The sequence below is a fragment of the Sphingomonas endolithica genome, from assembly GCF_025231525.1.
In the GTDB taxonomy this organism is placed as follows: domain Bacteria; phylum Pseudomonadota; class Alphaproteobacteria; order Sphingomonadales; family Sphingomonadaceae; genus Sphingomonas; species Sphingomonas endolithica.
Genome location: NZ_CP103057.1, coordinates 1,131,489 through 1,153,669, shown reverse-complemented (window position 1 = coordinate 1,153,669; position 22,181 = coordinate 1,131,489). Strand labels below are relative to the sequence as shown.

Genomic DNA, 22,181 nt, shown 5'->3' with positions numbered 1-22,181 from the left:
TCAGGAAGGGGGCAGAGCCGCGTTTTCCGGCACGAACTTCACGGCTTCCACCGTAAATCCAAACGGCCGCAAGGGTTTGCCGAGCGTCGCGATCAGCGCTTCCTCGATCCGCCGCCGGCTCTCGGCGCCGATCGCCTTGCGGCCGGGGAAGTCGGCGGGCAGGAACGGATCGAGGAAATGCACGCGCAGCGGAAAGCTGCCCTTGCGGGCCAGCAGGCGCTTGGCATTGTTCACGCCGGATTCCTCGCCGATCCAGCCGATCTCTTCGGCGACCGCGCCGTAATCCAGCAGCACGGGTTGCACGAGCACGCCGGACGGCGGCGGCTCCAGCACGCGCAGCATCGATGTCTTGAACGGCAGCAATGATTGCCCGTCCGTAGTCGTGCCTTCGGGAAACACCGTCACCGACCAGTTTTCGGCGAGTGCATCGCGCAGTTCGTTGATCTGTTCGGCGACGCCCAGCCGGTTCTCGCGCTTGACGAACACCGTGCGGTTCAGCGTCGAGAGCCAGCCGACCACCGGCGCGGCGCGGATCTCCTCCTTGGCGACGAACGCGGTGCCGCTTTGCCCGGCGCTGGCCAGGATATCGATCCAGCTCAGGTGGTTGGAAATGAAGAACACGTCGCGCCTGAGCGGCACGCCGACCCGGCTGACGCGCGCGCCGGCCAGCCGCGCGGCCCAGCCGAGAAAGATCCTGGGCCAGGGGGAGGACAGCCGCAGCAAGCGCCAGAGATAGTGCAGTGGGACGGTGAGCAACAGCGACAGGATCAGCCCGGCAGCGCGGATCGTGATGCGCAGGCGACCGCGCGCGTCGATCGGGGGCGGGGTGCCGGCGGCGATCTGCGCGCGCTGTTCGGGGGTCAGCATCGTGCGACAGCCGGACGGATCAGACCTTGCGCTCGAGCGCCACGCCGTACAATTCCATGCGGTGATCGACCAGGCGGAAGCCCAGCCGTTCGGCGATCGCCTTCTGCATCTGTTCGAGTTCGGGATCGACGAATTCGATCACCTTGCCGCTTTCCACGTCGATCAGATGGTCGTGATGCGCCTCGGGTGCCGGTTCGTACCGCGCGCGGCCGTCGCCGAAATCGTGGCGGTCGAGGATCCCTGCTTCCTCGAACAGCCGGACCGTGCGGTACACGGTGGCGATCGAGATGCCGGGATCGACGGCGGACGCGCGGGCATAGACCTTCTCCACGTCGGGATGGTCTTCGGCCTCGGAAAGCACGCGGGCGATCACGCGGCGTTGCTCGGTGATGCGCAAGCCCTTTTCGTTACAAAGGGCTTCGAGGTCGATCTTGCGGGGCATGACCGCTATGTAGGCGCTCGCTCTTTATTGATAAAGGAGAGAGTTGTTCGCAATAAGCAATAGCGGCGGTGGTGCCTACCTCACTCAACCGTCACCCCGGACTTGTTCCGGGGCCACTGTACCGCACGCTCGGCCATCAGGTCAGGCAGCGCCTGCAAAGCCGCTTGGTGGACCCCGGAACAAGTCCGGGGTGACGGCAAGGAGGATCGAGTGCCAACGGGACAGATGAGGCGCCAGATCGGCACTCACGTATTCAAGATGCACCCAGCGCTCGTCAGGACAGCGCCAGGCGATAGGTGAACGCGTCCGACACCTGCCCGGCGGTGCCGCGGTAATAATCGCGGCGCTGGCCGACCTTGGCGAACCCGGCCTGCTGGTACAATTTCACCGCTTCGTTGCCGTCGCGGACCTCGAGATGCACCGCCGCAGCGGCCTTGTCGCGGGCATCGGCGATCACCGCGCGCAGCAGCGCCGCGCCGACGCCTTGCCGGCGATGGGACGGCGCGGTTGCCAGCAGCAGCAATTCGGCCTCGTCGACGACGATCCGCGACAGCGCGAAGCCCGCAGGCTCGTTGTCGACGCTCGCAACGGTGAGCCATACGCCGGGCAGCGCCATGATCCCCAGGCATTGGCCGCGCGTCCACGCCTCGCCGAAGCGGGGATCGAAGGCGTCGGCCATCAGCGCCTCGACCACCGCCAGATCGGCCGTCCCGCCGGTGTTGAGCTCGATCACGGTCTGGCGCCGGCTCATGCCGGTACCTTCCGTTCGCCGGGGATCTTCGCGTCGGGCGCGCGGCCGTAGATCGGGCGGGCGGGGAGTTCGGCCAAGTCGGGTGGCAGCAGGATCGCCGCCGCGGCATCGGGCAGCAGCTCGGTCAACGTGCCTGCGGAATCGAGCGGCGCCAACCGATGCACGCCGTTGCCGTAGGCGGGCAGGCCGGCGATAAAGGCGAGCGCCGGGGCGGGTTGCAAGGACGCGAAGGCACAGGTCGCGCGCAGCGGTGCGGCATCGAAGGACTGCACGAAGACCTCGCCATGCCCGCCTTCGAGCACGATCGCGACGCGTGGCGCGGGATCGTCGCGCAATGCCGCGGCGGCCAGGATCGCCAGTGAGGAGAAGCCGTACACTTCCGCCCCCCAGCCGAATGCCAGCCCGCGCGCCGCGGCGATGCCGACGCGCACGCCGGTGAAGCTGCCCGGCCCGCAATCGACCAGGATCCGCCCGGCGCGCCCGCCGTCCGGCAGCTCCGCGATCATCGGCACCAGCCGCTCGGCATGGCCGCGACCCACGACGTCATGCGCCGCGGCGATGACGGCGCCATGCTCCAGCAGCGCGACCGAACAGGCGGCGGTCGACGTCTCGATGACTAGGGTGCGTAAGGACGGCAAGATCTGAGGAGGCTGCCGGTCAAGCGATCGTGTTGAACTTCGCGAACGCCGGACGGGGCAGGCGGTCGTGGACCGATGCCGGATCGCCATGGCCGAGCGTCGAGATGAAGTTGCTGCGTACCGACGGCGTATCGGAGAAGAACGCCGCATCGACCTTGCCATTGTCGAAGCCGGACATCGGCCCGGTATCAAGCCCCAGCGCGCGGGCGGCGATGATCAGATAGGCACCCTGCAGCGTGGAGTTGCGCATCGCGGAGACAGCGCGCAGTTCGGCATTACCATCGAACCATGCCTTGGCATCGGTATGCGGGAACAGTTCGGGCAGATATTCGTGGAAGTTGGTGTCCATGCCGACGATCACCGTGACGGGCGCCTTCAGGATCTTGGGCGCGTTCGTGGCACTGGTGCAGTCGGCCAGCTTCTGCTTGGCTTCGTCGCTGACGCACCAGATGAGTCGCGCCGGCAATTGGTTGGCCGATGTCGGCCCCCACTTCATCAATTCCCAGATCGCTTCCAGCTCAGCCTGCTCGACCGGCTGGTCGGTATAGCCGTTATACGAGCGCGCGGTGCGGAAGATCGTATCGAGCGCCGCGTCGGACAGCTTCTCGGTCATGGCAGAACCTCGTGCGTAGTGGAGATCAGACGGCGCGGACTTCGGTCACTTCCGGCACGTAATATTTCAGCAACTGCTCGATACCGTTCTTGAGCGTCGCGGTCGAGGAGGGACAGCCGGCGCAGGCGCCCTGCATGCGCAGGAACACCTTGCCCTGGTCGAAGCCGCGATAGATGATGTCGCCGCCGTCATTGGCCACTGCGGGGCGCACGCGCGTATCGATCAACTCCTTGATCTGCGCGACGATGTCGGCATCCTCGGGGTTCTCGGCAAAGGCGCTGTCATCGGCCGGTACGCTGAAGCCGCCGGCGTTCCCGGGCTTGAACAGCGGCATGTTGGCGCTGAAATGATCGAGCAGCAACGCAAGCACGTCGCCCTTGAGGAACGACCAGTCGACGCCCGGTGCGGCGGTGACCGAGATGAAGTCGCTGCCGAAGAACACGCCGGTGACGTCGCCCAGGTCGAACAATTGTTCGGCAAGCGGGCTCGCCTCGGCCTCTTCGGGGGTCGCGAAGTCGCGCGTGCCGGCGTCCATCACGGCGCGGCCGGGGAGGAACTTCAGCGTTGCCGGGTTCGGCGTGGTTTCGGTTTCGATCAGCATGATCGTCATGTGGCGCGCGTCGCCGCCGCGCGCAAGTCGGAGAAGGCGAAACGAACGGTTGCCCATGCGGCGATGCAGATTTGCCGCTGTTACTGGCGGGTTCAGCGAAAGGAGGATAGTGAGGCGACATGCATGTCTCTTCGCGCGCTCTGCGCCGTCCGCTGATTCTCTCCCTGCTCATCGGTTTGACGCTGCCGGCCAGTGGCCAGATGGCGGCGCCGCAGCCGAACGCCGCGGCCAGCGCGCCGGTCCAGGTCGATCGCAAGAACTGGCTGTACGTCGGCAGTGACATCACGCCCGATCCCGAATGGCATTTCGGCACGCTCCCGAACGGCGTGCGGTACGCCGTGCGTCGCAACGGCGTGCCGCCGGGCCAGGTCGCGGTGCGCGTGCGGATGGACGCCGGGTCGCTGATGGAGAAGGACAGCGAGCGCGGCTATGCGCATCTGATCGAACATTTGTCGTTCCGCGGATCCGAATTCGTGCCGGACGGCGAGGCCAAGCGCATCTGGCAGCGCATGGGCACGACCTTCGGCTCCGATACCAACGCTCAGACCACCTCGACCGGCACGACCTACAAGCTCGATCTGCCGAGCGCGACCGAGGCAGGGCTCGACGAGAGCCTGAAGATCCTGGCCGGCATGGTCGACAAGCCCAACATCACCGCCGCCGCGCTCAACGCCGAGCGACCGGCGGTGCTGGCCGAACAGCGCGAGGCACCTGGCCCGCAGGTGCGCTACACCGAGGCGTTGCTGAAGACCTTCTTCGCCGGGCAGCCGCTCGCCGACCGCTCGCCGATCGGCACGGTCGAGATGCTGAACGCGGCGACCGCCGAGAGCGTGCGCGCCTTCCATGATCGCTGGTACCGCCCGGAGCGCGCGGTGGTGGTGATCTCGGGCGATTTCGACCCCGAGATGTTCGAACGGCTGGTGATCAAGAATTTCGCCGGTTGGCAGGGCACCGGGCCCAAGCCCGCCGAGCCCGATTTCGGCAAGCCCGATCCCAAGCAGCCGGCAACCGCGGTGATCTCCGAGCCGACTCTGCCGCCGGTCGTCTCGATGGCGGTGCTCAAGCCATGGTTCTACAAGGACGACACGATTCTGATGAACCAGAACCGGCTGGTCGATTCGGTCGCCGCCCGCGTGATCAGCCGCCGCCTGGAAACGCGCGCGCGCGCCGGTGGCAGCTTCCTGCAGGCGAGCGTCAACACCGATGACGAATCGCGTTCCGCGACGATGACCACCGTGTCGATCGTGCCGATCGGTGACGATTGGGCCGCCGCGCTGAAGGACGTGCGTGCGGTGATCGCGGACGCGCAGGCGGCACCGCCCAGCGCCGCCGAGGTGCAGCGCGAGCTGGCCGATTTCGACACGATCATGCGCACCCGCGTGGAGACCTCGCGTGCCGAGGCGGGCGCGGCGCAGGCCGACGACATGGTGCAGGCCGTCGACATCCGCGAGACGGTGACCGCGCCGGCGACGATCTACGCCGTGCTGAAGGACGCGATCGCCAAGAAGATGTTCACGCCGGCGACTGTGCTCGCGTCCACCAAGCGCATCTTCACCGGCGATGCCACGCGCGTGCTGGTCAACACGCCGACGCCCGACGAGGGCGCGGCGGCCAAGCTGGCGCTGGCGCTGAAGGCCGATGTCACCGGCCTTGCCGGCAAGCGCAGCGCGCAAGGCAAGGTCGATTTCTCCAAGCTGCCCAAGCTCGGCAAGCCGGCAACGGTGGTCAGCCGCGAAAAGGTGCCCGACTTCGACATCGAGAAAGTCGTGCTGTCGAATGGCGTGCGGCTGATGCTGCGCACCAGCCCGGCCGAGGCGACCCGCGTCTATGTGCGCATGCGCTTCGGCGGCGGCTACAATGCGCTGCCGGCGGATCGCCCGACTCCGGTCTGGGCGGGTGAGCTCGCGTTGGTCGATGGCGGCATCGGCACGTTGAAGCAGGGCGACATCGAACAGCTGACCGCGGGGCGCCGGATCGGTCTCGGCTTCGACGTGGACGAGGATGCGTTCGTCTATGGCGCGATGACCTCGCCCACTGATCTCGCCGATCAGTTGCGGCTGATGGCGGCGCGGATGGCGCAGCCGGGCTGGGATCCCAACCCGATCGCGCGTGCCAAATCGATGGTGCTGGCGGGCTATGCCGGGTTCGATGCGTCGCCGACCGGCGTGATCACGCGCGATCTGGAAGGGCTGCTGCATGACGGCGATCCGCGCTGGGGCACGCCGACCCGCGATCAGGTGAACGCGACCACCGCGCAAAGCTTCCGTGCCTTGTGGGAGCCGCTGCTGACGCAGGGGCCGATCGAGGTGCAGATTTTCGGCGACATCGATGCCGAAGCCGCGATCAAGGCAGTTGCATCGACGATCGGCACGCTGCCGCCCCGCGCCGCCCCGACGATGGCGGCACCGCCGGTGCGGTTCCCGGCACACAATACGACGCCGGTCGTGCTGACGCATGGCGGCCCGGACAGCCAGGCAGCGGCAGTGATCGTCTGGCCGACCGGCGGCGGGACCGAGCTCGAATCCGACAGCAATTATCTCGACGTGCTGGCGGCGGTGTTCAGCGACCGTCTGTTCGATCGCTTGCGGTCCGAAGCGGGTGCGAGCTATTCGCCGAGCGTGCAGAGCCAGTGGCCGGTCGGGATGACCGCCGGTGGCCGGCTGTTCGCGATCGGGCAGGTCGCGCCGCAGAATGTCGATCTGTTCTTCAAGATGTCGCGCGAGATCGCCGCCGATCTGGTCGCGCATCCGATCGGCGAGGACGAGCTGCAGCGGACGGTGAAGCCGATGAAGGAGCTGATCCTGCGCCAGGCGACGGGCAACCAGTTCTGGCTCAACCAGCTGCAGGGCGCGAGCTACGATCCGGGGCGTATCAAGGCGTTGCGCGACATGTTCCGCGAAGTCGCTCAGGTCACCGCGCCGCAGATCCAGGCCGTGGCGGAGCGCTACCTCCGTCCGGAGAAGGACTGGACGATGGCGGTGATGCCGCGCGGCAAGGACGGCAAGGCAGTTGCAATCCTGCCGGCGGCCGCGACCGGTGCGGCAGTAACGCCTGCTGCCGTGCCCGCCGCTAAGCCGAAGGCCAAATAGTCGGATCGATCACAGCCGTAACAGCTTCGAAACGATAAAGAATCCTGCGGTACCGGACCTTCTGGCGGGCATCCTCGTTTGATGCGGGCCCGCCACCGGGCTGAACGAAGGGATCGACAATGGCCGTCAAATTCGCCGGAACGATGAACGCGATCAATCGCGGTCTTGATGCGACCAAACCCGACAAGGGCGCGGACATGATCGAGGATTGGGAAGCCGCACTGGCCGACGTCGATGTGTCTGGTGCCAAGGGCATTCTGCGCGACCTGGGATCGTTGCGCAAACAGCTGGAAAAGCCGGAGCCCGACGCCGACCGCATCCATTCCTTGTTGCATCGCCTGGGCGTCGCCACGACCAAGATCGCCGACAAGGCCGACAAGTCGCAGGAAAAGTTGAAGGCGCTGGGCGAAGCGCTGACCGAAGCGGGCGAGGATTCGCCGGACGAAGCGGAAGACACCGAAGCTGCAGCAAACCCGAAGCGCGCTCGCAAGAAGTGATGTTGGCTGGGGGCGGGCTGCGGCTCGCCCCTGGTTGCTTGGGCGGAGCCCTCTTGATCTCAATACCCAAACCCCACTGCTCCCCGGCGAAGGCCGGGGTCCAGTAGCGGAACATGTGTGAGGAGTGGCGCGCGTCGTCACGGCGACCTGTCCTCCTGGGCCCCGGCCTCCGCCGGGAACGAAGCACCAACGATCAGTGACTTAGCCGCTCACGGACGGTCTGGTTTTACGGTGACCGGCTAAGGAAACGTTGTCCTACCCCTTGTACAACCCGTCCAGCCGCGCGCCGTAAACGTCCTTCAGCACATGACGCCGGATCTTCAGCGATGGCGTCAGCTGCTCATTCTCGATCGTGAAGCCGGAATCCGCCAGGATGAAGCGGCGGATTCGCTCCGTTACCGACAAATCCTTGTTCACCTGCTCGACGGCGTGGCCGATCGCGGTGCGATATTCGCTATTTTCTGCCAGCCGCTTGAAGTCGCACATGTCGCCATTTTTCGCGCACCATTGCTGCGTCCATTCCGGATCGGGCACGATGACCGCCACCATATACGGCTTGCGGTCGCCATAGATCATCGCCTGCACGATCTCGTCGCGCAGCGTCAGCATGCCTTCGACCTTTTGCGGCGCGACATTGTCGCCCTTGTCGTTGACGATGATGTCCTTCTTGCGATCGGTGATCTTGATGCGCCCGGCGGCATCGATCTCGCCGATGTCGCCGGTATGCAGCCAACCGTCCTGCAGCACGCGGGCGGTCTCCGCTTCGTTGCGCCAATAACCGTGCATGACGAGTTCGCCGCGCACCAGGATCTCGCCGTCCGCGGCGATCTTCACCTCGGTGTTGATCAGCGGCGGGCCGACCCCGTCCATGCGCACGCCCGCGGCGGGGCGATTGCAGGAGATGACCGGGGCCGCTTCGGTCTGGCCATAGCCTTGCAGGAAGGTGAGGCCGAGCGACTGGAAGAAGATGCCGATCTCCGGATTGAGCGGCGCGCCGCCCGACACCATCGCCTTCAACCGCCCGCCGAAGCGCTTGGCGATGCGCGGCTTGAAGATCGTGCGGATAAGGAGCTGCTTGGGGCGATCGCTCAGGCGCAGCGTGCCGGCATATTCGCGCGCGCCGACATCGAGTGCGATCCCCAGCATATAAGCGGACATGCCGCCCTGCTTCTCGATCGCCTTGCTGATCCGCGTACGCAGCACCTCGAACAGGCGCGGCACGACGAACATGATCGTCGGGCGCGTCTCCTCGATATTGGCCGCGAGCTTGTCCAGCCCTTCGGCATAATAGATCTGCCCGCCCAGGCTGATCGCGAAATGCTGTCCGCCGGTATGTTCGTAAGCGTGGCTGAGCGGCAGGAAGGACAGGAACACCTCGTCGGTCCAGCCGAAATCCTCCGAGATCACCGTGGCGCAGCCGGCGCAATTGTGCAGGATCGCGCCGTGATGCTGCATCACGCCGCGTGGGCTACCGCCGGTACCGCTGGTATAGATGATGCACGCGAGATCATCGCGGCCGAAATCGGCGGCGGCGGCGCAGGCATCGGCGGTGGCGGGATGCTGATCGATCAGCGCCTGCCAGCGGTAGAAGGTCGGGCCCTGCGTGACGCGGATCTCGTCGATGCCGATGACGATCTTCGGCTCCGATGCGCGCAGCACGGCGGGAAGCAGGGTGCGCGCGAGCTTGGCGGTGGACACGATGATCGCGCGCGCACCCGAATTCTCGATGATGTGCGCATGATCGCGTTCGGTGTTGGTGACATAGGTCGGCACGGTGACGCAGCCGGCCGCCATGATCGCGAGATCGCTGATGCACCATTCGGGGCGGTTTTCGCTGACCAGGATCACGCGGTCGCCGCGCTGCACGCCGATCGCCTTCAGCCCGGCGGCGAGGCTCGCGACCTTGGTCGCGGCATCGGCCCAGCTGAGCGACACCCAGCCGTCCCCCGATTTGTGCCACAGGAACGGCTTGTCGCCCTGGCTCTTCGCGCGCGTGAAGAACATGGAGACGAGGTTGGGGAAATATTCGAGGGCGCGTGGCGTGTTGGCCATGATCTCTCCTGATAGCGATTGCGGCCTTTGCGGCCTTTCTGCTCTTTTACCCCGTTCGTGGTGAGCTTGTCGAACCGCGTGCCCGTGGCACGTCCTTCGACAAGCTCAGGACGAACGGCGCTGGATGCTACTCGCTCAGCGCCGTTCCCACGCTCCGCGGGTCCGCCGCGCCGACCCAGCCGGATGGTGTCAGCTCGGCCGCGTTGGCCTTGAGCCCGAGTTTCGCGACGACGACCTTGTGCCCTAGCTTTTCCAAGGGAGCGAGCAGGCTTTCGCGCGCGGTGCCCTGTTCGAGGACGAGGCCGTCGGCGTTGAAGAACACCAAGCCCTCGCCGAGCGCGTCGCGCGCGCTCTCGTTCCAGTCGAGATGGGCGATCAATGCCTTGGCGACCTGCATGATGATAGTCTTGCCGCCGGCGGCGCCGACCGTGAAGATCGGCTTGCCTGTGGCATCATAGACGATCGTCGGCGCCATCGACGATAGCGGGCGCTTGCCAGGCTCGACCCGGTTGGCGACGGGCATGCCGTTCTTTTCGGGCGCGAAGGTGAAGTCGGTCAGTTCGTTGTTGAGCACATAGCCGTTGGCAAGCAGCTGGCTACCGAACGGTCCTTCCACGGTGGAGGTCATGGTGACGATGTCGCCGCCCTTGTCGATGGCGATGAAGTGCGTCGTGCCGGGCACTTCGGCCTGCACCGCGTTGGTGCGCGGCTCGGCCCCCTGCGGCGTGCCGGGTTCGTACTTCGTCAGCGTCCGCCCGGCCGAGATCAGCCGCGACCGGCTACGCACGTAAGCGGGATCGATCAGCCCGCTGACCGGCACGGACACGAAGTCGCGATCGCCCAGATATCTGTCGCGATCGGCGTAAGCGAGCTGCATCGCCTCGCCGATCAGATGCCAGGCGACCGGCGAATCCTTGCCGAGCTTCTTCATGTCGAAGCGCTCGAGCATGCCCAGGATCTGCAGCACAGTCGTCGCACCGGAAGAGGGCGGACCCATGCCGCAGATGCGGTAGACACGGTAGCGGCCGCATACCGCCGGCCGCTCCTTGGCCTGGTAGGCGGCGAGATCGGCCAGCGTCAGGTCGCTCGGCGCCACCTTGCTGCCAGTGGCGGCGGCGATGATCTCGCGTGCGTTGTCGCCGGTGTAGAATGCCTCGGCACCTTCATCGGCCAGCCTGCGCAGCATTCGGGCAAGCTTCGGGTTCTTGACTGTCGTGCCGATGGCGAGCGGCTTGCCGTCGTCGCTGTAGAGCTTGGCGATGTCGGGGAAATTCTTCCACAACGGCGCTGTCAGCGTCATGCCCGCGTTCATCGGCCGGGTGACCTGGTACCCATTCTCCGCCAGCTTGATCGCCGGCTGGAACAGGGCCTTCCATGGCAGCTTGCTCCAGCGCGCATAGGTCATCGCCATCAGCCGCATGTTGCCTGGCACGCCGACCGACTTGCCGCCGGGGAAAGCATTATAATAGCTGAGGGTCTTGCCGTCCGCGCCGACGAAGCGGGCAGGGGTGGCGGCGGCGGGCGCCGTCTCGCGGCCGTCGATCGTGTCGATCAGCCCGGTCGTGCCGTCGTGGTGGACCAGGAAGCCGCCGCCGCCGATCCCGCTCGATTGTGGCTCGACCACGGTCAGCGCGAGCATCATCGCCATCGCGGCGTCCGCCGCGCTGCCGCCCTGGCGCAGGATCTCCTGCCCGGCGAGCGTCGCGCGTGGATCGGCGGAGGTGACGACCCCCTGCGCGGTGGCGGCGACAGGAAGGACAAGGGCGGTGAGCGCGAGCAGCAATCTTTTCATCGCCGCCGACCGTAACGCGGTGGCCGCCCCGCGCAAGCGTCCGCTAGGCGCCGATCGCCTCGCCTAGTGCCGTGAAGCCGTCGCGGCGCAGCAATCGTGCAAGGCCGGTCGCCATTCGCCGCGGCAGGCCGGGCCCTTCGAACACCAATGCCGAATAAAGCTGTATTAGGCTCGCGCCCGCGCGGATGCGGGCATAGGCCTCCTCCGCACTGTTGATCCCGCCGACCGACACCAGCGGCAGGGCGGCGCCGGTGGCGGTACGGAAATCCGCCAGCCGGGCGCGTGCCAGCACGGCGAGCGGCGCGCCGGAAAGGCCGCCCGGCTCCTTGGCATTGGCCGAGCGCAGTGCCGGGCGCGACAGGGTCGTGTTGCTGACGATCAGCGCATCGACATGATGGTCGATCGCCGCCCGCGCGATGCCGTCGATCTCGCGCGTGGTGAGATCGGGCGCGACCTTCAGGAACAGCGGCCGTCGCACCGGCGCCTGCCGCGCGGCATCGGCCGCAGCGAGCAATTCTGTCAGCGCACTGCCATGCTGCAGGTCGCGGAGACCCGGCGTGTTGGGCGAGGAGATGTTGATCGTAATATAATCCGCCACGACCGCGGCCTTCGTCACGCCGTTCACATAGTCGGCGACCCGATCGGACGCATCCTTGTTCGCACCGACATTGATGCCGAGCATGCCCCGGCGCTCGGCAGCGGCGGCGCGTGGCAATGCGACGTCGATGCCACCATTGTTGAATCCCAGGCGATTGATGATCCCCCGGTCCTCCGCCAGGCGGAAGATGCGCGGGCGGGGGTTGCCCGGTTGGGCGACCGGGGTCAGCGTTCCGATCTCCACGCTGCCGAACCCTAGCCCGAAGAAGCCGCCGATCGCGTGGCCATCCTTGTCGACGCCGGCTGCCAGCCCGATCGGATTGGCGAAGTGGAGCCCCGCGACGGTGCCGTGCAGCACGGGATCGTCGACCGGCGCCCTGCCGCGGCCACCCCAGGCGGCCAGCATGGTGATCGTCAAGCCATGGGCGCGCTCGGCCTCCAGCGCGAACAAGGCAGGGCGGAGCAGGGGGAACAGCATGGTAGCTGCATGGCATTGGAGAACGGACTGGTCAAAGGCTGCTTTGTCGCCGGCAATCGTGGCGAAGCGCGAGCCTCGCGCGCGTGGGCGGTTGACTAATACCGCATCCTTCCCACATTAATCGGAACGATCCGATCCGATTTGAGAACGCCTCGCAACTATGCGCTTCCCGTCATGAAATTATCGAGCCTTGCCGACTATGCGATCATCATGATGTCCGCCTCGGCGCGTCATTGTGGTGGCGTGGCGCGGCTCAATGCGACGGCGCTAGCGGGCGAGACCGGTCTGCCGTTGCCGACGGTGCAGAAGCTCGTCAGCCGGTTGTCGTCGGCGGGGCTGATCGAAAGCACGCGCGGGATCGGTGGTGGGTTTCGCCTGTCGCGTCCCCCGGCGGCGATCTCGCTGGCCGATATCATCGAGGCGATTGAGGGGCCGATCGCGCTGACCAGTTGCGTCGACGAAACCCGGCACGATTGCCTGCTCGACGGCAGTTGCCGGGTGCGGCCGCATTGGCGGGTGGTGAACAACGCCGTGCGTGGTGCGCTGGCGGACGTGTCGCTGGCGACGCTTGCCGGGCTCGGTTCGGCGCCACGGCGCGAGCCGGTGGGCGCACACGACTTTACTCTAGTAGATGTGGCGCCTGGCGCTGTGGTTGGACATTGAACATGGCGACAAACCTTGAAGCACACGCTGCGGCGAACAAGGCGTATGAATGGGGCTTCCATTCGGACATCGAACAGGAATTCGCGCCCAAGGGATTGAGTGAGGATACGGTGCGCTTCATCTCGGCCAAGAAGGGCGAGCCGACATGGATGCTCGATTGGCGACTGAAGGCATATCGCCTGTGGCTGACGCTGGAGACGCCGGACTGGGCGAAGCTGCAGATCGATCCGATCGACTACCAGGACGCTTATTATTACGCCGAGCCCAAGGCCAGGCCCAAGCTCGGCAGCCTCGACGAGGTCGATCCCGAGATCCTGCGGGTGTACGAGAAGCTCGGCATCCCGATCTCCGAGCAGAAGATGCTCGCCGGCGTCGAGGAGACCGAGGCGGACGGCACGCCCAAGCGGCGCGTGGCGGTGGATGCGGTGTTCGACAGCGTGTCTGTCGCGACGACGTTCCGCAAGGAGCTGGAGGCCGCGGGGGTGATCTTCCGGTCGATCTCCGAGGCGATCAAGGAATATCCCGAGCTGGTGCGCAAGTGGCTGGGCCGGGTCGTGCCGATCCATGACAACTATTTCGCGGCGCTCAATGCCGCCGTGTTCAGCGACGGTACCTTTGTCTATATTCCCGAGGGCGTGCGCTGCCCGATGGAGCTGAGCACCTATTTCCGCATCAATGCCGAGAATACCGGGCAGTTCGAACGCACGCTGATCGTTGCCGACAAGGGCTCGTACGTGTCGTACCTCGAAGGCTGCACCGCGCCGATGCGCGACGAGAACCAGTTGCATGCCGCAGTGGTCGAACTGGTCGCGCTGGACGATGCCGAGATCAAATATTCGACCGTGCAGAACTGGTACCCCGGCGACGAGAACGGCAAGGGCGGGATCTACAATTTCGTCACCAAGCGCGCGTTGTGCTCGGGGCGGAATTCCAAGGTCAGCTGGACGCAGGTCGAGACGGGCAGCGCGATCACCTGGAAATATCCGTCCTGCGTGCTCTCGGGCGAGAACAGCGTCGGCGAATTCTATTCGGTGGCGGTGACCAACAATCGCCAGCAGGCCGATACCGGCACCAAGATGATCCATCTCGGCAAGGGTTCGCGCTCGACGATCGTGGCGAAGGGCATTTCGGCAGGGCGCTCGGACAACACGTATCGCGGGCTGGTCCGCGTCGCGCCAACGGCGGAGGGCGTGCGCAACTTCACGCAGTGCGACAGCCTGCTCTTGGGCGATCAGTGCGGCGCGCATACCGTGCCGTATATCGAGGTGCGCAATCCGAGCGCGCAGATCGAGCATGAGGCGACGACCTCGAAGATCAGCGACGACCAGATGTTCTACGCGATGCAGCGCGGGCTGGATTCGGAAAGCGCGGTGGCGCTGATCGTGAATGGCTTCGCGCGCGAAGTGCTACAGCAATTGCCGATGGAGTTTGCGGTTGAGGCGCAGAAGCTGCTGGGGATTTCGCTGGAAGGGTCTGTTGGGTGATCAAGGCATTTGTGCAGGCTGATGAAGACGGAAAGCCGCTGATCGCCGATCATTATGAATTTGAGGTTTTTCCTCGTGTTGGTGATGAAATCGTTGTCGACAACGATGATGGTGAACAGGTTATGCTTAAAGTAACAGCTGTTTTGCATTTTTCTCAACCGAAGGCAGGACAAAATGTCTTGCCGACGCCTTCAATACTTAACTGTGACGTGATCGGTTCTTATGCTTAAAATTGAAAACCTTCATGCCGAAATCGACGGCAAGGAAATCCTCAAGGGCCTGTCGCTCAGCGTCAATGCCGGCGAAGTCCATGCGATTATGGGTCCCAACGGCGCGGGCAAGTCGACGCTAGGCTATGTGTTGGGCGGTCGCCCCGGCTACGAAGTCACCGCCGGCTCGGTCGAGTTTGCAGGCCAGGACTTGCTCGAGATGGCGCCGCACGAGCGCGCCGCTGCCGGGCTGTTCCTGGGCTTCCAATATCCGGTCGAGATCCCCGGCGTGTCCAACGTGCAATTCCTGCGCGAGGCGCTGAACGCGCAGCGCCGGTTGCGTGACGAGAAGCCGCTGTCGGGCGCCGAGTTCCTCAAGCTCGCCCGCGCGCAGGCCGATGCGCTGAGCATGGACCAGGAGATGCTCAAGCGGCCGGTGAATGTTGGTTTCTCGGGCGGCGAGAAGAAGCGCAACGAGATGGTGCAAATGGGCATCATCGGCCCGAAGCTGGCGATCCTCGACGAGACGGACAGCGGGCTGGATATCGATGCGTTGCGCGTCGTCGGCGATGGCATCAACCGCATCATGCGCGCGCCGGACAAGGCGGTGCTGCTGATCACGCATTACCAGCGGTTGCTCGATTACGTGAAGCCGGACTTCGTGCATGTCCTGGCTGGTGGGCGGATCATCCGCAGCGGTGGCGCGGAATTGGCGCTGGCGCTGGAGAGCGAAGGCTATGCCGGGGTGATGGCGTGACCTTGCTTCACCAAATTCGCCGTCATGCCGGACTTGTTCCGGCATCCGCCGTGCCACAATGCCGGCTCGTTCGAGCGGACGAGTGGACCCCGGACCAAGTCCGGGGTGACGGTGTATATTGTGGCTGAGCTTCTGGAACTCCCCACCCGCCGAGACGAAACCTGGCGCTACAGCGATCTTGCGGCCGTCGCCTCGGTCTGGCCGGTTCCGGCCCCCGAACTGATCTACGTGCCCGCAGGTGAAAGCCTGTCGCGAGTCATCGTGCAGGATGCTGCGCTGGATGACGTGGCGATCCGAGACTTTCGGGTGATCCTCGAGGCCGGTGCGACCGCCACGTTCCATGTCCTCAACATTGGCGGCAAGCTCGGCCGCGTGGCGATCGATGTGGTGTGTCATGAAGGCGCGCATTTCGAGCTTGGCGGTGCGATCCTCGGCGGCGGGGAACAGACGCTGGAGATCGTCACCACGCTGAACCATATCGAACCCAATGCGACGTCCAACCAAGTCGTCCGCTCGGTGCTCGCGGGCAAGGCGACGGGGTCGTATCTTGGCAAGGTCGCGGTGGCGCGGCATGCGCAGAAGACCGATGCGTCGCAGAGTGTGAAGGCGATGCTGCTGTCGCGCACCGCGACGGCGAATGCCAAACCGGAACTGGAAATCTACGCCGACGACGTGAAGTGCGCGCACGGCGCGACGGTCGGCGAACTGGATGCGAATGCGTTGTTCTACCTCGCGTCGCGCGGGATCGCACCGGCCGAGGCCAAGGCGCTGCTGCTGCGCGCGTTCATCGCCAGCGTGTTCGACGGGATCGAGGATGCCGGCGAGCGGGAGCGGGTCGAGGCAGCGGCGCAGGCTGCGTTGGAGCGGATGTTGTGAGCACGACAGCTAGCCGTCACCCCGGACTTGTTCCGGGGTCTACTCCTCATCCCGGGAAGTCGCGCATTGTTGCACGGTGGACCCCGGAACAAGTCCGGGGTGACGGGTTGTGAGTGTGGCGCTCGACACCCGCCCGCTCGACCGCGTGGCCGATTTCCCCGCCATCCCCGCCGGCTGGGCGTACCTAGACACCGCCGCCACCGCGCAGAAACCGCAAGTCGTGATCGATGCGATCACCCGCGGTTACGACACCGATTACGCCACCGTGCATCGCGGCGTGTATCAGCGCTCTGCCGACATGACGCTGGCCTATGAGGCGGCGCGCAGGAAGGTGGCCAGCTTCATCGGCGCGGGCACGCCGGACGAGATCGTCTTCGTCCGCGGCGCGACCGAAGGGATCAATCTGGTCGCGCAATGCTGGGCCGGGACGCAGTTGCAGGCGGGCGACCGTATCCTGCTCTCGCAGCTCGAGCATCACAGCAATATCGTGCCTTGGCAGATGGTCGCCGAGCGCGTCGGCGCCGAGATCGACGTCATTCCGCTCACCGCCGACCATTGCATCGATCTCGACGCGATGGCACGCATGATCACGCCGGCGCACAAGCTGGTCGCGCTGGCGCATGTCTCCAACGTGCTCGGCTCGGTGCTGGACGCGCGCCAGGCGGCGGATATCGCGCATGCGGCTGGCGCGAAGATCCTGCTCGACGGGTGTCAGGCCGTACCGCGGATGGCGGTGGATGTTGCCGCGCTCGATTGCGACTTCTACGTCTTCTCCGGGCACAAGCTCTACGGCCCGACGGGGATCGGCGTGCTGTGGGGCAAAGCGGAATTGCTCGAGGTGATGCCGCCCTACCAGGGCGGCGGATCGATGATCGATCGCGTGACTTTTGAGAAGACCACCTACGCCCCGCCGCCGGGCCGATTCGAGGCGGGGACGCCGCACATCGTCGGCGTGCTCGGGCTGCACGCGGCGATCGATTATGTCGAAGGCATCGGGCTGGCGGCGATCCACGCGCATGAGACCGCCTTGGTCGCAAAGACACGCGCGGCACTGTCGCAGGTCAATTCGGTCACGCTGTTCGGGCCGGAAGACAGCGCCGGGATCGTCTCTTTCAGTATCGAGGGGGTGCATCCGCACGACATCGGCACCATCTTGGACGAAGCGAAGGTGGCGATCCGGGCAGGGCACCATTGCGCGCAGCCGCTGATGCAGGCGCTGGGCGTGGATGCGACGGCGCGGGCCAGCTTCGGCGTCTATAATTCGGCCGCCGACGTGGATGCGCTGGTTGCTGGCATTCATCGAGTAACGAGGATCTTCGGATGAACGAAGAACACAGCATTGCGATCGAAGAAGTAAGCGCGGTCGACGCGCCGCCGCGCGCGCGGGTCGAGGCAGCGGAGCCGTTCGCTGCGCCTGCCGAGCGCAAGCGCGACTATCTCGAGGGTTTCCTGGCGCAGAAGCCGGCGGGCGACGCGCCGGGCGAACCCGGCGGCGCGCTGTACGAGGCAGTGGTCGATGCGCTGAAGGAAATCTACGATCCGGAAATCCCGGTCAACATCTACGATCTCGGGCTGATCTATGGCGTCGACGTCACGACGGACGGCCATGCCGTGGTGACGATGACGCTGACCACGCCCAATTGCCCGGTCGCGGAATCGATGCCGATGGAAGTCGAGCTGCGCGTCGGCGCGGTGCCGGGGATCGGTACATCGGAGGTCAACCTGGTGTGGGATCCGGCCTGGGACCCACAGAAGATGTCCGACGATGCGAAGCTCGAACTGGGGATGTTGTAATGGCCACCACGCTTCGCCCGCGCCCAGCGGCGCTCAACTTGACGGCGTCCGCACATGCGCGGATCGCCGAACTGATGGGGCGCGCGCCCTCCGACGCGATCGGGGTGAAGCTGTCCACGCCGCGGCGTGGCTGTTCGGGCCTCGCTTATTCGGTCGATTACGTCACCGACGCCAAACCATTCGACGAGCGGATCGATACGCCGGGCGGCACCTTGTTCGTCGATGGCGGATCGATCCTGTACCTGATCGGCAGCACGATGGATTGGGTGGAGGACGATTTCGCCGCCGGCTTCGTGTTCCAGAATCCCAATGCCAAGGGCGCCTGCGGCTGCGGCGAGAGCTTTACGGTTTAGGCCGCCGTTGCAGCAAGGCGGTGCGCAGGCACTGGCAGACCACTTCGTCGCGCTGGTTGATCAGGTGATGCGCGAAGGTGACGATGCCGGCATTCGGGCGTGACTTGCTGTCCTTAAGGTCCGTCACTTCGCTCTTGGCGCGCATCGTGTCGCCGATGAACACCGGGTTCGGGTGGATGAGCTTGTCGTAGCCGAGATTGGCGACGAGCGTGCCGAGCGTGGTGTCTCCCACCGACAGGCCGACCATCAGCGCGAAGGTGAAGGTACCGTTGACGAGGATCTGGCCGAACTCGCTGGCTTTGGCAGCCTCGGCATCGAGGTGCAGCGGTTGCGGGTTGTGCGTCATGGTGGAGAAGAGGAGGTTGTCGGTCTCCGTCACCGTGCGGCGAATGTCGTGGGCGAGGCGGTCGCCTATCTGCCATTCGTCATAGTAGCGGCCGGCCATATTCTTGTTCCTTGCTTCGCTGGCCAAGGCTGGGCCTGGGCGGGAGGTGGTGGTACGAGGCGCGGCATCCGCCAACGCGCGTGCCGCGACTGGGCCTCGGCCTGCGCCGGGGAGCATTAGGCGGTGGCGGTGATCTTCGCCAGCACTGCGCCTTCCGATACCTGACCGCCGATCACCGCCGCGAGTGTCTCCACCGTGCCGTCGAACGGGGCGACGAGACTGTGTTCCATCTTCATCGCCTCCAGCGTAACGAGTTTCTGGCCCTTGGTGACGGTTTCGCCTTCGGTGACATCGACTGCGATGATGCGGCCGGGCATGGGCGAGAGGATCGCGCCGTCGGCGGCGGTGCCGGCGGCGGAGCCATATGCTCTGTCGCCGCCAATGACGAACGCCGCGCCATCCTCAAAATAGGTGGTGAGCGGTCCGTCTTTGACCGTCGTGCGAGTATGATCGTACCACAGCGCATGATCGCCGACCTCGACTGCGGAAACATGGCCATTAACGCTGAGTCGAACATCGCGACGCGGTGGTGCATTCAGGCGGAATCCAAACCGGGTTTGGGTCAGCTCGAAGAGAGCACTTCCGAACGCCGCCGACATGTTCGAGGCGTCGAAAGCCAGATCGTCTGCCGCATATTGCAGTAGCGCACCGGAGGGAAGTGGAGGTTCGCAAAGATCATCGATATGCTCAGCAATGAACCCGGTGGTGACATCTCCCACGCGAAACTCGGGATGACCGAGCAATCGCGCAAGGAACCAGGCGTTGGTCTTCACCGGTTCGCATTCGACAGCCCGGCAGGCTTTTTCGAGATCAATCAACGCAGTCTCGCGTGTGTCACCCCAGCTGACGATCTTGGCGATCATCGGATCGTAGAATGGTGAGATGGTGTCGCGCTCTTCTACTCCCGTCTCGATCCGCTCGTCCGATGGGATCATGAGATGGTCTAGCCGCCCTGTTGACGGCAGAAAGCCGGTAGCGGGATTTTCCGCATACAGCCGCGCTTCCATCGCCCAGCCGTTGATCTTGAGCTCCTCCTGCCGCTTGGGCAGTACTTCCCCACTCGCCACGCGGAGCTGCCACTCGACCAGATCCTGGCCGGTAATCTCCTCGGTGACCGGGTGCTCGACCTGTAGCCGGGTGTTCATTTCCATGAACCAGATGCGGTCGGCGCGCAGGCCTTCGCTGGTATCGGCGATGAACTCGATCGTGCCGGCGCCGACATAGTCCACCGCCTTGGCCGCTTTCACGGCTGCGTCGCAGATCGAGGCGCGGGTGGCCTCGTCCATGCCGGGCGCGGGGGCTTCCTCTATCACCTTCTGGTGGCGGCGCTGCAGGCTGCAATCGCGTTCGAACAGGTGGACGACGTTGCCATGGCGATCGCCGAACACCTGCACCTCGATATGGCGCGGCGAGAGGATATATTTCTCGATCAATACGTCCGTGTTGCCGAAGCTGGACGCGGCCTCGCGCTGGCAGCTGAGCAAGGCGTCGGCAAAGTCGGCGGGATCGTCGACGCGGCGCATGCCCTTGCCGCCGCCGCCGGCCACCGCCTTGATCAACACGGGATAGCCGACTTTATCGGCCTCTGCGGCCAGCCGCTCGGGCGATTGGTCCGCGCCGAGATAGCCGGGGGTCACCGGCACGCCGGCGGCGATCATGCGCTCCTTGGCGGCATCCTTCAGCCCCATGGCGCGGATGCTGTCGGGGTTGGGGCCGACCCAGATCAGGCCGGCGTCGAGCACGGCTTGCGCGAAATCGGCGTTCTCCGAAAGGAAGCCGTAGCCGGGATGGATCGCCTCGGCCCCCGTTTCGAGCGCAGCGGCGATGATCTTGTCGCCGACCAGATAGCTTTCGCGCGCCGGGGAGGGGCCGATATGCACCGCCTCATCGGCCTGCCGGACGTGCAGCGCCTTGGTATCGGCATCGGAATATACCGCGACCGTGCGAATTCCCATCTTCCGTGCGGTACGGATGATGCGGCAGGCGATCTCGCCACGATTGGCGATCAGCAACGATTTCAGCATCTTGGCTCCGCGAATGTTGAGAAGGTTGAGACGCGGGCAGGATTCCGGCCGAGCCTCTCAACATCCGCCGGGCATAGCGGCAGGCAGGCGAGAGGACGCGTGGCAGTCATCAAACCCGAGCCTAACGCGATTGCGGGTGTGTAGGACAGCGTCTTTATCACAGCGCCTCGCAGCCGGTGGTACGCATCGAATAGCTGAGGTTAGCGATCTTCCACCGTCCGCCGTCGCGCACCAGATCGACGTGATCGTAACCGCAATGCGCGATCTTGCCGTCCACGCGGAAGTCGTAGCGGCCCCATACCATCGCGACATCGCCGTCGATCTCTACCGCCGGATCGTAGAGGCGTTGTTCGTAGCGCTCCGTGCCCGGGGTGATGCTGGCGACCCAGGCCGCCCAGCCGGAACGGCGGACGGCGCGCGCGCCATCGGGCTTTTCGCTGGCGACCATGATACCACCGTCGGCGAGGACGTAGGGCAGCACGGCGGCACCGTTGCGCGTGGCAAGCGCGGCCAACAGCGCGTTGACGGGTGCCATGACGGCAGCTTCCTCGGTGCCGGGGGGCGGCAGCCCGGTACCCTTCGGCATTGGCTGGATCGGCGTGGTCTGGGCGAGGAGAAGGGCGAGCAGAAGACCCATGGCTTACCTTTCATTCCTCCCCGAGCTTGTCTCGGGGAGGGGGACCACGCGAAGCATGGTGGAGGGGTTGGTGCGGCGCTTGGGGGCGGGCAGATGATCAGGGGTACCGGCAAAGCCTATCACAGAGCGCGCGAACTGCGGCGGGAGATGACGCTGCCCGAAGTGTTGTTGTGGCAGCGGCTTCGCCGTTCGCAGACCGGGCTTAAATGGCGCAAGCAGCATGCCGCGGGACCGTATGCGCTCGATTTCTACTGCGATCGGGGGAAGCTTTGCATTGAAGTGGATGGCGAGGCGCACTCGCGGGGCGATCGGCCGGCTCGTGATGCTGCCCGGGATGCTTGGCTTGGCGCGCGCGGGATCGAGACGTTGCGCATTGCGGCTGCCGATATTTTGAACAACCTCGAGGGTGTTCTGCTCTTCATTGCGGAGCGTGTTGGGGAGCGCGCACCCCTCCACCCCCCGGCTGCGCCGGGCGGTCCCCCTCCCCGAGACGAGCTCGGGAAGGAATTTTAG

Annotated in this window: 23 protein-coding genes; 11 read left to right on the top strand and 12 right to left on the bottom strand. The window is 65.4% G+C overall.

Annotation, left to right across the window (positions count from 1 at the left end):
- The 6 genes from NV382_RS05460 to NV382_RS05435 all read right to left on the bottom strand — a co-directional run bounded on the left by NV382_RS05460 (window position 1) and on the right by NV382_RS05435 (window position 3,912).
- Entirely contained in the window at window positions 1-867 is an 867-nt protein-coding gene (locus NV382_RS05460; protein ID WP_260599505.1) for a lysophospholipid acyltransferase family protein, read from the bottom strand.
- 19 nt (window positions 868-886) lie between these two features.
- Window positions 887-1,309 carry a Fur family transcriptional regulator gene (locus NV382_RS05455; protein ID WP_260599504.1) on the bottom strand — a complete coding sequence of 141 codons (423 nt, stop codon included), beginning with the start codon at window positions 1,307-1,309 and terminating at the stop codon, window positions 887-889.
- Window positions 1,310-1,583: 274 nt separating this feature from the next.
- The gene (locus NV382_RS05450) at window positions 1,584-2,060 is read right to left on the bottom strand and encodes a GNAT family N-acetyltransferase (protein WP_260599503.1); all 477 of its coding nucleotides are present in this window, start codon (window positions 2,058-2,060) and stop codon (window positions 1,584-1,586) included.
- Window positions 2,057-2,698, bottom strand: a complete 642-nt coding sequence (gene tsaB / locus NV382_RS05445) for a tRNA (adenosine(37)-N6)-threonylcarbamoyltransferase complex dimerization subunit type 1 TsaB (protein WP_418066759.1) — start codon at window positions 2,696-2,698, stop codon at window positions 2,057-2,059. Before tsaB ends, NV382_RS05450 begins: the two co-directional genes overlap by 4 nt.
- A 19-nt stretch (window positions 2,699-2,717) precedes the next feature.
- On the bottom strand, window positions 2,718-3,311 hold the full coding sequence (locus NV382_RS05440; RefSeq protein WP_260599502.1) for a malonic semialdehyde reductase: 594 nt from the start codon (window positions 3,309-3,311) through the stop codon (window positions 2,718-2,720).
- Between the two features lie 25 nt (window positions 3,312-3,336).
- Window positions 3,337-3,912: a NifU family protein gene (locus tag NV382_RS05435; RefSeq protein WP_260600318.1), complete on the bottom strand. Its 576-nt coding sequence runs from the start codon at window positions 3,910-3,912 to the stop codon at window positions 3,337-3,339.
- Window positions 3,913-4,040: 128 nt separating this feature from the next.
- Here NV382_RS05435 and NV382_RS05430 point away from each other — a divergent pair, with 128 nt between their 5' ends.
- The gene (locus NV382_RS05430; RefSeq protein ID WP_260599501.1) at window positions 4,041-7,010 is read left to right on the top strand and encodes a M16 family metallopeptidase; all 2,970 of its coding nucleotides are present in this window, start codon (window positions 4,041-4,043) and stop codon (window positions 7,008-7,010) included.
- Window positions 7,011-7,129: 119 nt separating this feature from the next.
- Window positions 7,130-7,507 carry a hypothetical protein gene (locus NV382_RS05425; protein WP_260599500.1) on the top strand — a complete coding sequence of 126 codons (378 nt, stop codon included), beginning with the start codon at window positions 7,130-7,132 and terminating at the stop codon, window positions 7,505-7,507.
- A 255-nt stretch (window positions 7,508-7,762) separates the two neighbouring features.
- Here the strand turns inward: NV382_RS05425 and NV382_RS05420 are convergent, their stop codons facing one another.
- The 3 genes from NV382_RS05420 to NV382_RS05410 all read right to left on the bottom strand — a co-directional run bounded on the left by NV382_RS05420 (window position 7,763) and on the right by NV382_RS05410 (window position 12,426).
- A complete protein-coding gene (locus NV382_RS05420) occupies window positions 7,763-9,559 on the bottom strand; it encodes an AMP-dependent synthetase/ligase (protein WP_260599499.1) in 1,797 nt (598 codons plus the stop codon).
- A 127-nt stretch (window positions 9,560-9,686) separates the two neighbouring features.
- A complete protein-coding gene (ggt, locus tag NV382_RS05415) occupies window positions 9,687-11,351 on the bottom strand; it encodes a gamma-glutamyltransferase (protein ID WP_260599498.1) in 1,665 nt (554 codons plus the stop codon).
- Between the two features lie 43 nt (window positions 11,352-11,394).
- Complete coding sequence (locus NV382_RS05410) at window positions 11,395-12,426, bottom strand: quinone-dependent dihydroorotate dehydrogenase (protein ID WP_260599497.1); 1,032 nt, start codon at window positions 12,424-12,426, stop codon at window positions 11,395-11,397.
- Between the two features lie 174 nt (window positions 12,427-12,600).
- On the opposite strand from NV382_RS05410, the gene NV382_RS05405 reads away from it, so the two are divergent.
- The 8 genes from NV382_RS05405 (at window position 12,601) to NV382_RS05370 (ending at window position 18,562) form a co-directional block, all read left to right on the top strand.
- Window positions 12,601-13,089 carry an SUF system Fe-S cluster assembly regulator gene (locus NV382_RS05405; protein ID WP_260599496.1) on the top strand — a complete coding sequence of 163 codons (489 nt, stop codon included), beginning with the start codon at window positions 12,601-12,603 and terminating at the stop codon, window positions 13,087-13,089.
- A 2-nt stretch (window positions 13,090-13,091) separates the two neighbouring features.
- Window positions 13,092-14,573, top strand: coding sequence for a Fe-S cluster assembly protein SufB (sufB, locus tag NV382_RS05400; protein WP_260599495.1), 1,482 nt, complete (start codon window positions 13,092-13,094; stop codon window positions 14,571-14,573).
- Complete coding sequence (locus tag NV382_RS05395) at window positions 14,570-14,803, top strand: hypothetical protein (protein ID WP_260599494.1); 234 nt, start codon at window positions 14,570-14,572, stop codon at window positions 14,801-14,803. Before sufB ends, NV382_RS05395 begins: the two co-directional genes overlap by 4 nt.
- Window positions 14,796-15,539, top strand: coding sequence for a Fe-S cluster assembly ATPase SufC (gene sufC, locus NV382_RS05390; protein WP_260599493.1), 744 nt, complete (start codon window positions 14,796-14,798; stop codon window positions 15,537-15,539). The genes NV382_RS05395 and sufC overlap by 8 nt, the downstream gene beginning before the upstream one ends.
- Before the next feature lie 120 nt (window positions 15,540-15,659).
- Complete coding sequence (locus NV382_RS05385) at window positions 15,660-16,415, top strand: SufD family Fe-S cluster assembly protein (protein WP_260599492.1); 756 nt, start codon at window positions 15,660-15,662, stop codon at window positions 16,413-16,415.
- Window positions 16,416-16,530: 115 nt separating this feature from the next.
- Complete coding sequence (locus NV382_RS05380; protein ID WP_418066758.1) at window positions 16,531-17,739, top strand: cysteine desulfurase; 1,209 nt, start codon at window positions 16,531-16,533, stop codon at window positions 17,737-17,739.
- On the top strand, window positions 17,736-18,209 hold the full coding sequence (locus NV382_RS05375; protein ID WP_260599490.1) for an SUF system Fe-S cluster assembly protein: 474 nt from the start codon (window positions 17,736-17,738) through the stop codon (window positions 18,207-18,209). Before NV382_RS05380 ends, NV382_RS05375 begins: the two co-directional genes overlap by 4 nt.
- A complete protein-coding gene (locus tag NV382_RS05370; RefSeq protein ID WP_260599489.1) occupies window positions 18,209-18,562 on the top strand; it encodes a HesB/IscA family protein in 354 nt (117 codons plus the stop codon). Before NV382_RS05375 ends, NV382_RS05370 begins: the two co-directional genes overlap by 1 nt.
- Here NV382_RS05370 and NV382_RS05365 read toward each other — a convergent pair.
- The 3 genes from NV382_RS05365 to NV382_RS05355 all read right to left on the bottom strand — a co-directional run bounded on the left by NV382_RS05365 (window position 18,552) and on the right by NV382_RS05355 (window position 21,668).
- Complete coding sequence (locus NV382_RS05365; protein WP_260599488.1) at window positions 18,552-19,007, bottom strand: MaoC family dehydratase; 456 nt, start codon at window positions 19,005-19,007, stop codon at window positions 18,552-18,554. The two genes, NV382_RS05370 and NV382_RS05365, sit on opposite strands and share 11 nt — an antisense overlap.
- 116 nt (window positions 19,008-19,123) lie before the next feature.
- Window positions 19,124-21,031 (bottom strand): acetyl/propionyl/methylcrotonyl-CoA carboxylase subunit alpha, encoded by a 1,908-nt coding sequence (locus NV382_RS05360; RefSeq protein WP_260599487.1) that lies wholly within the window; start codon window positions 21,029-21,031, stop codon window positions 19,124-19,126.
- A 157-nt stretch (window positions 21,032-21,188) separates the two neighbouring features.
- Entirely contained in the window at window positions 21,189-21,668 is a 480-nt protein-coding gene (locus tag NV382_RS05355) for a nuclear transport factor 2 family protein (RefSeq protein WP_260599486.1), read from the bottom strand.
- A 93-nt stretch (window positions 21,669-21,761) separates the two neighbouring features.
- Here NV382_RS05355 and NV382_RS05350 point away from each other — a divergent pair, with 93 nt between their 5' ends.
- The gene (locus NV382_RS05350) at window positions 21,762-22,181 is read left to right on the top strand and encodes an endonuclease domain-containing protein (protein ID WP_260599485.1); all 420 of its coding nucleotides are present in this window, start codon (window positions 21,762-21,764) and stop codon (window positions 22,179-22,181) included.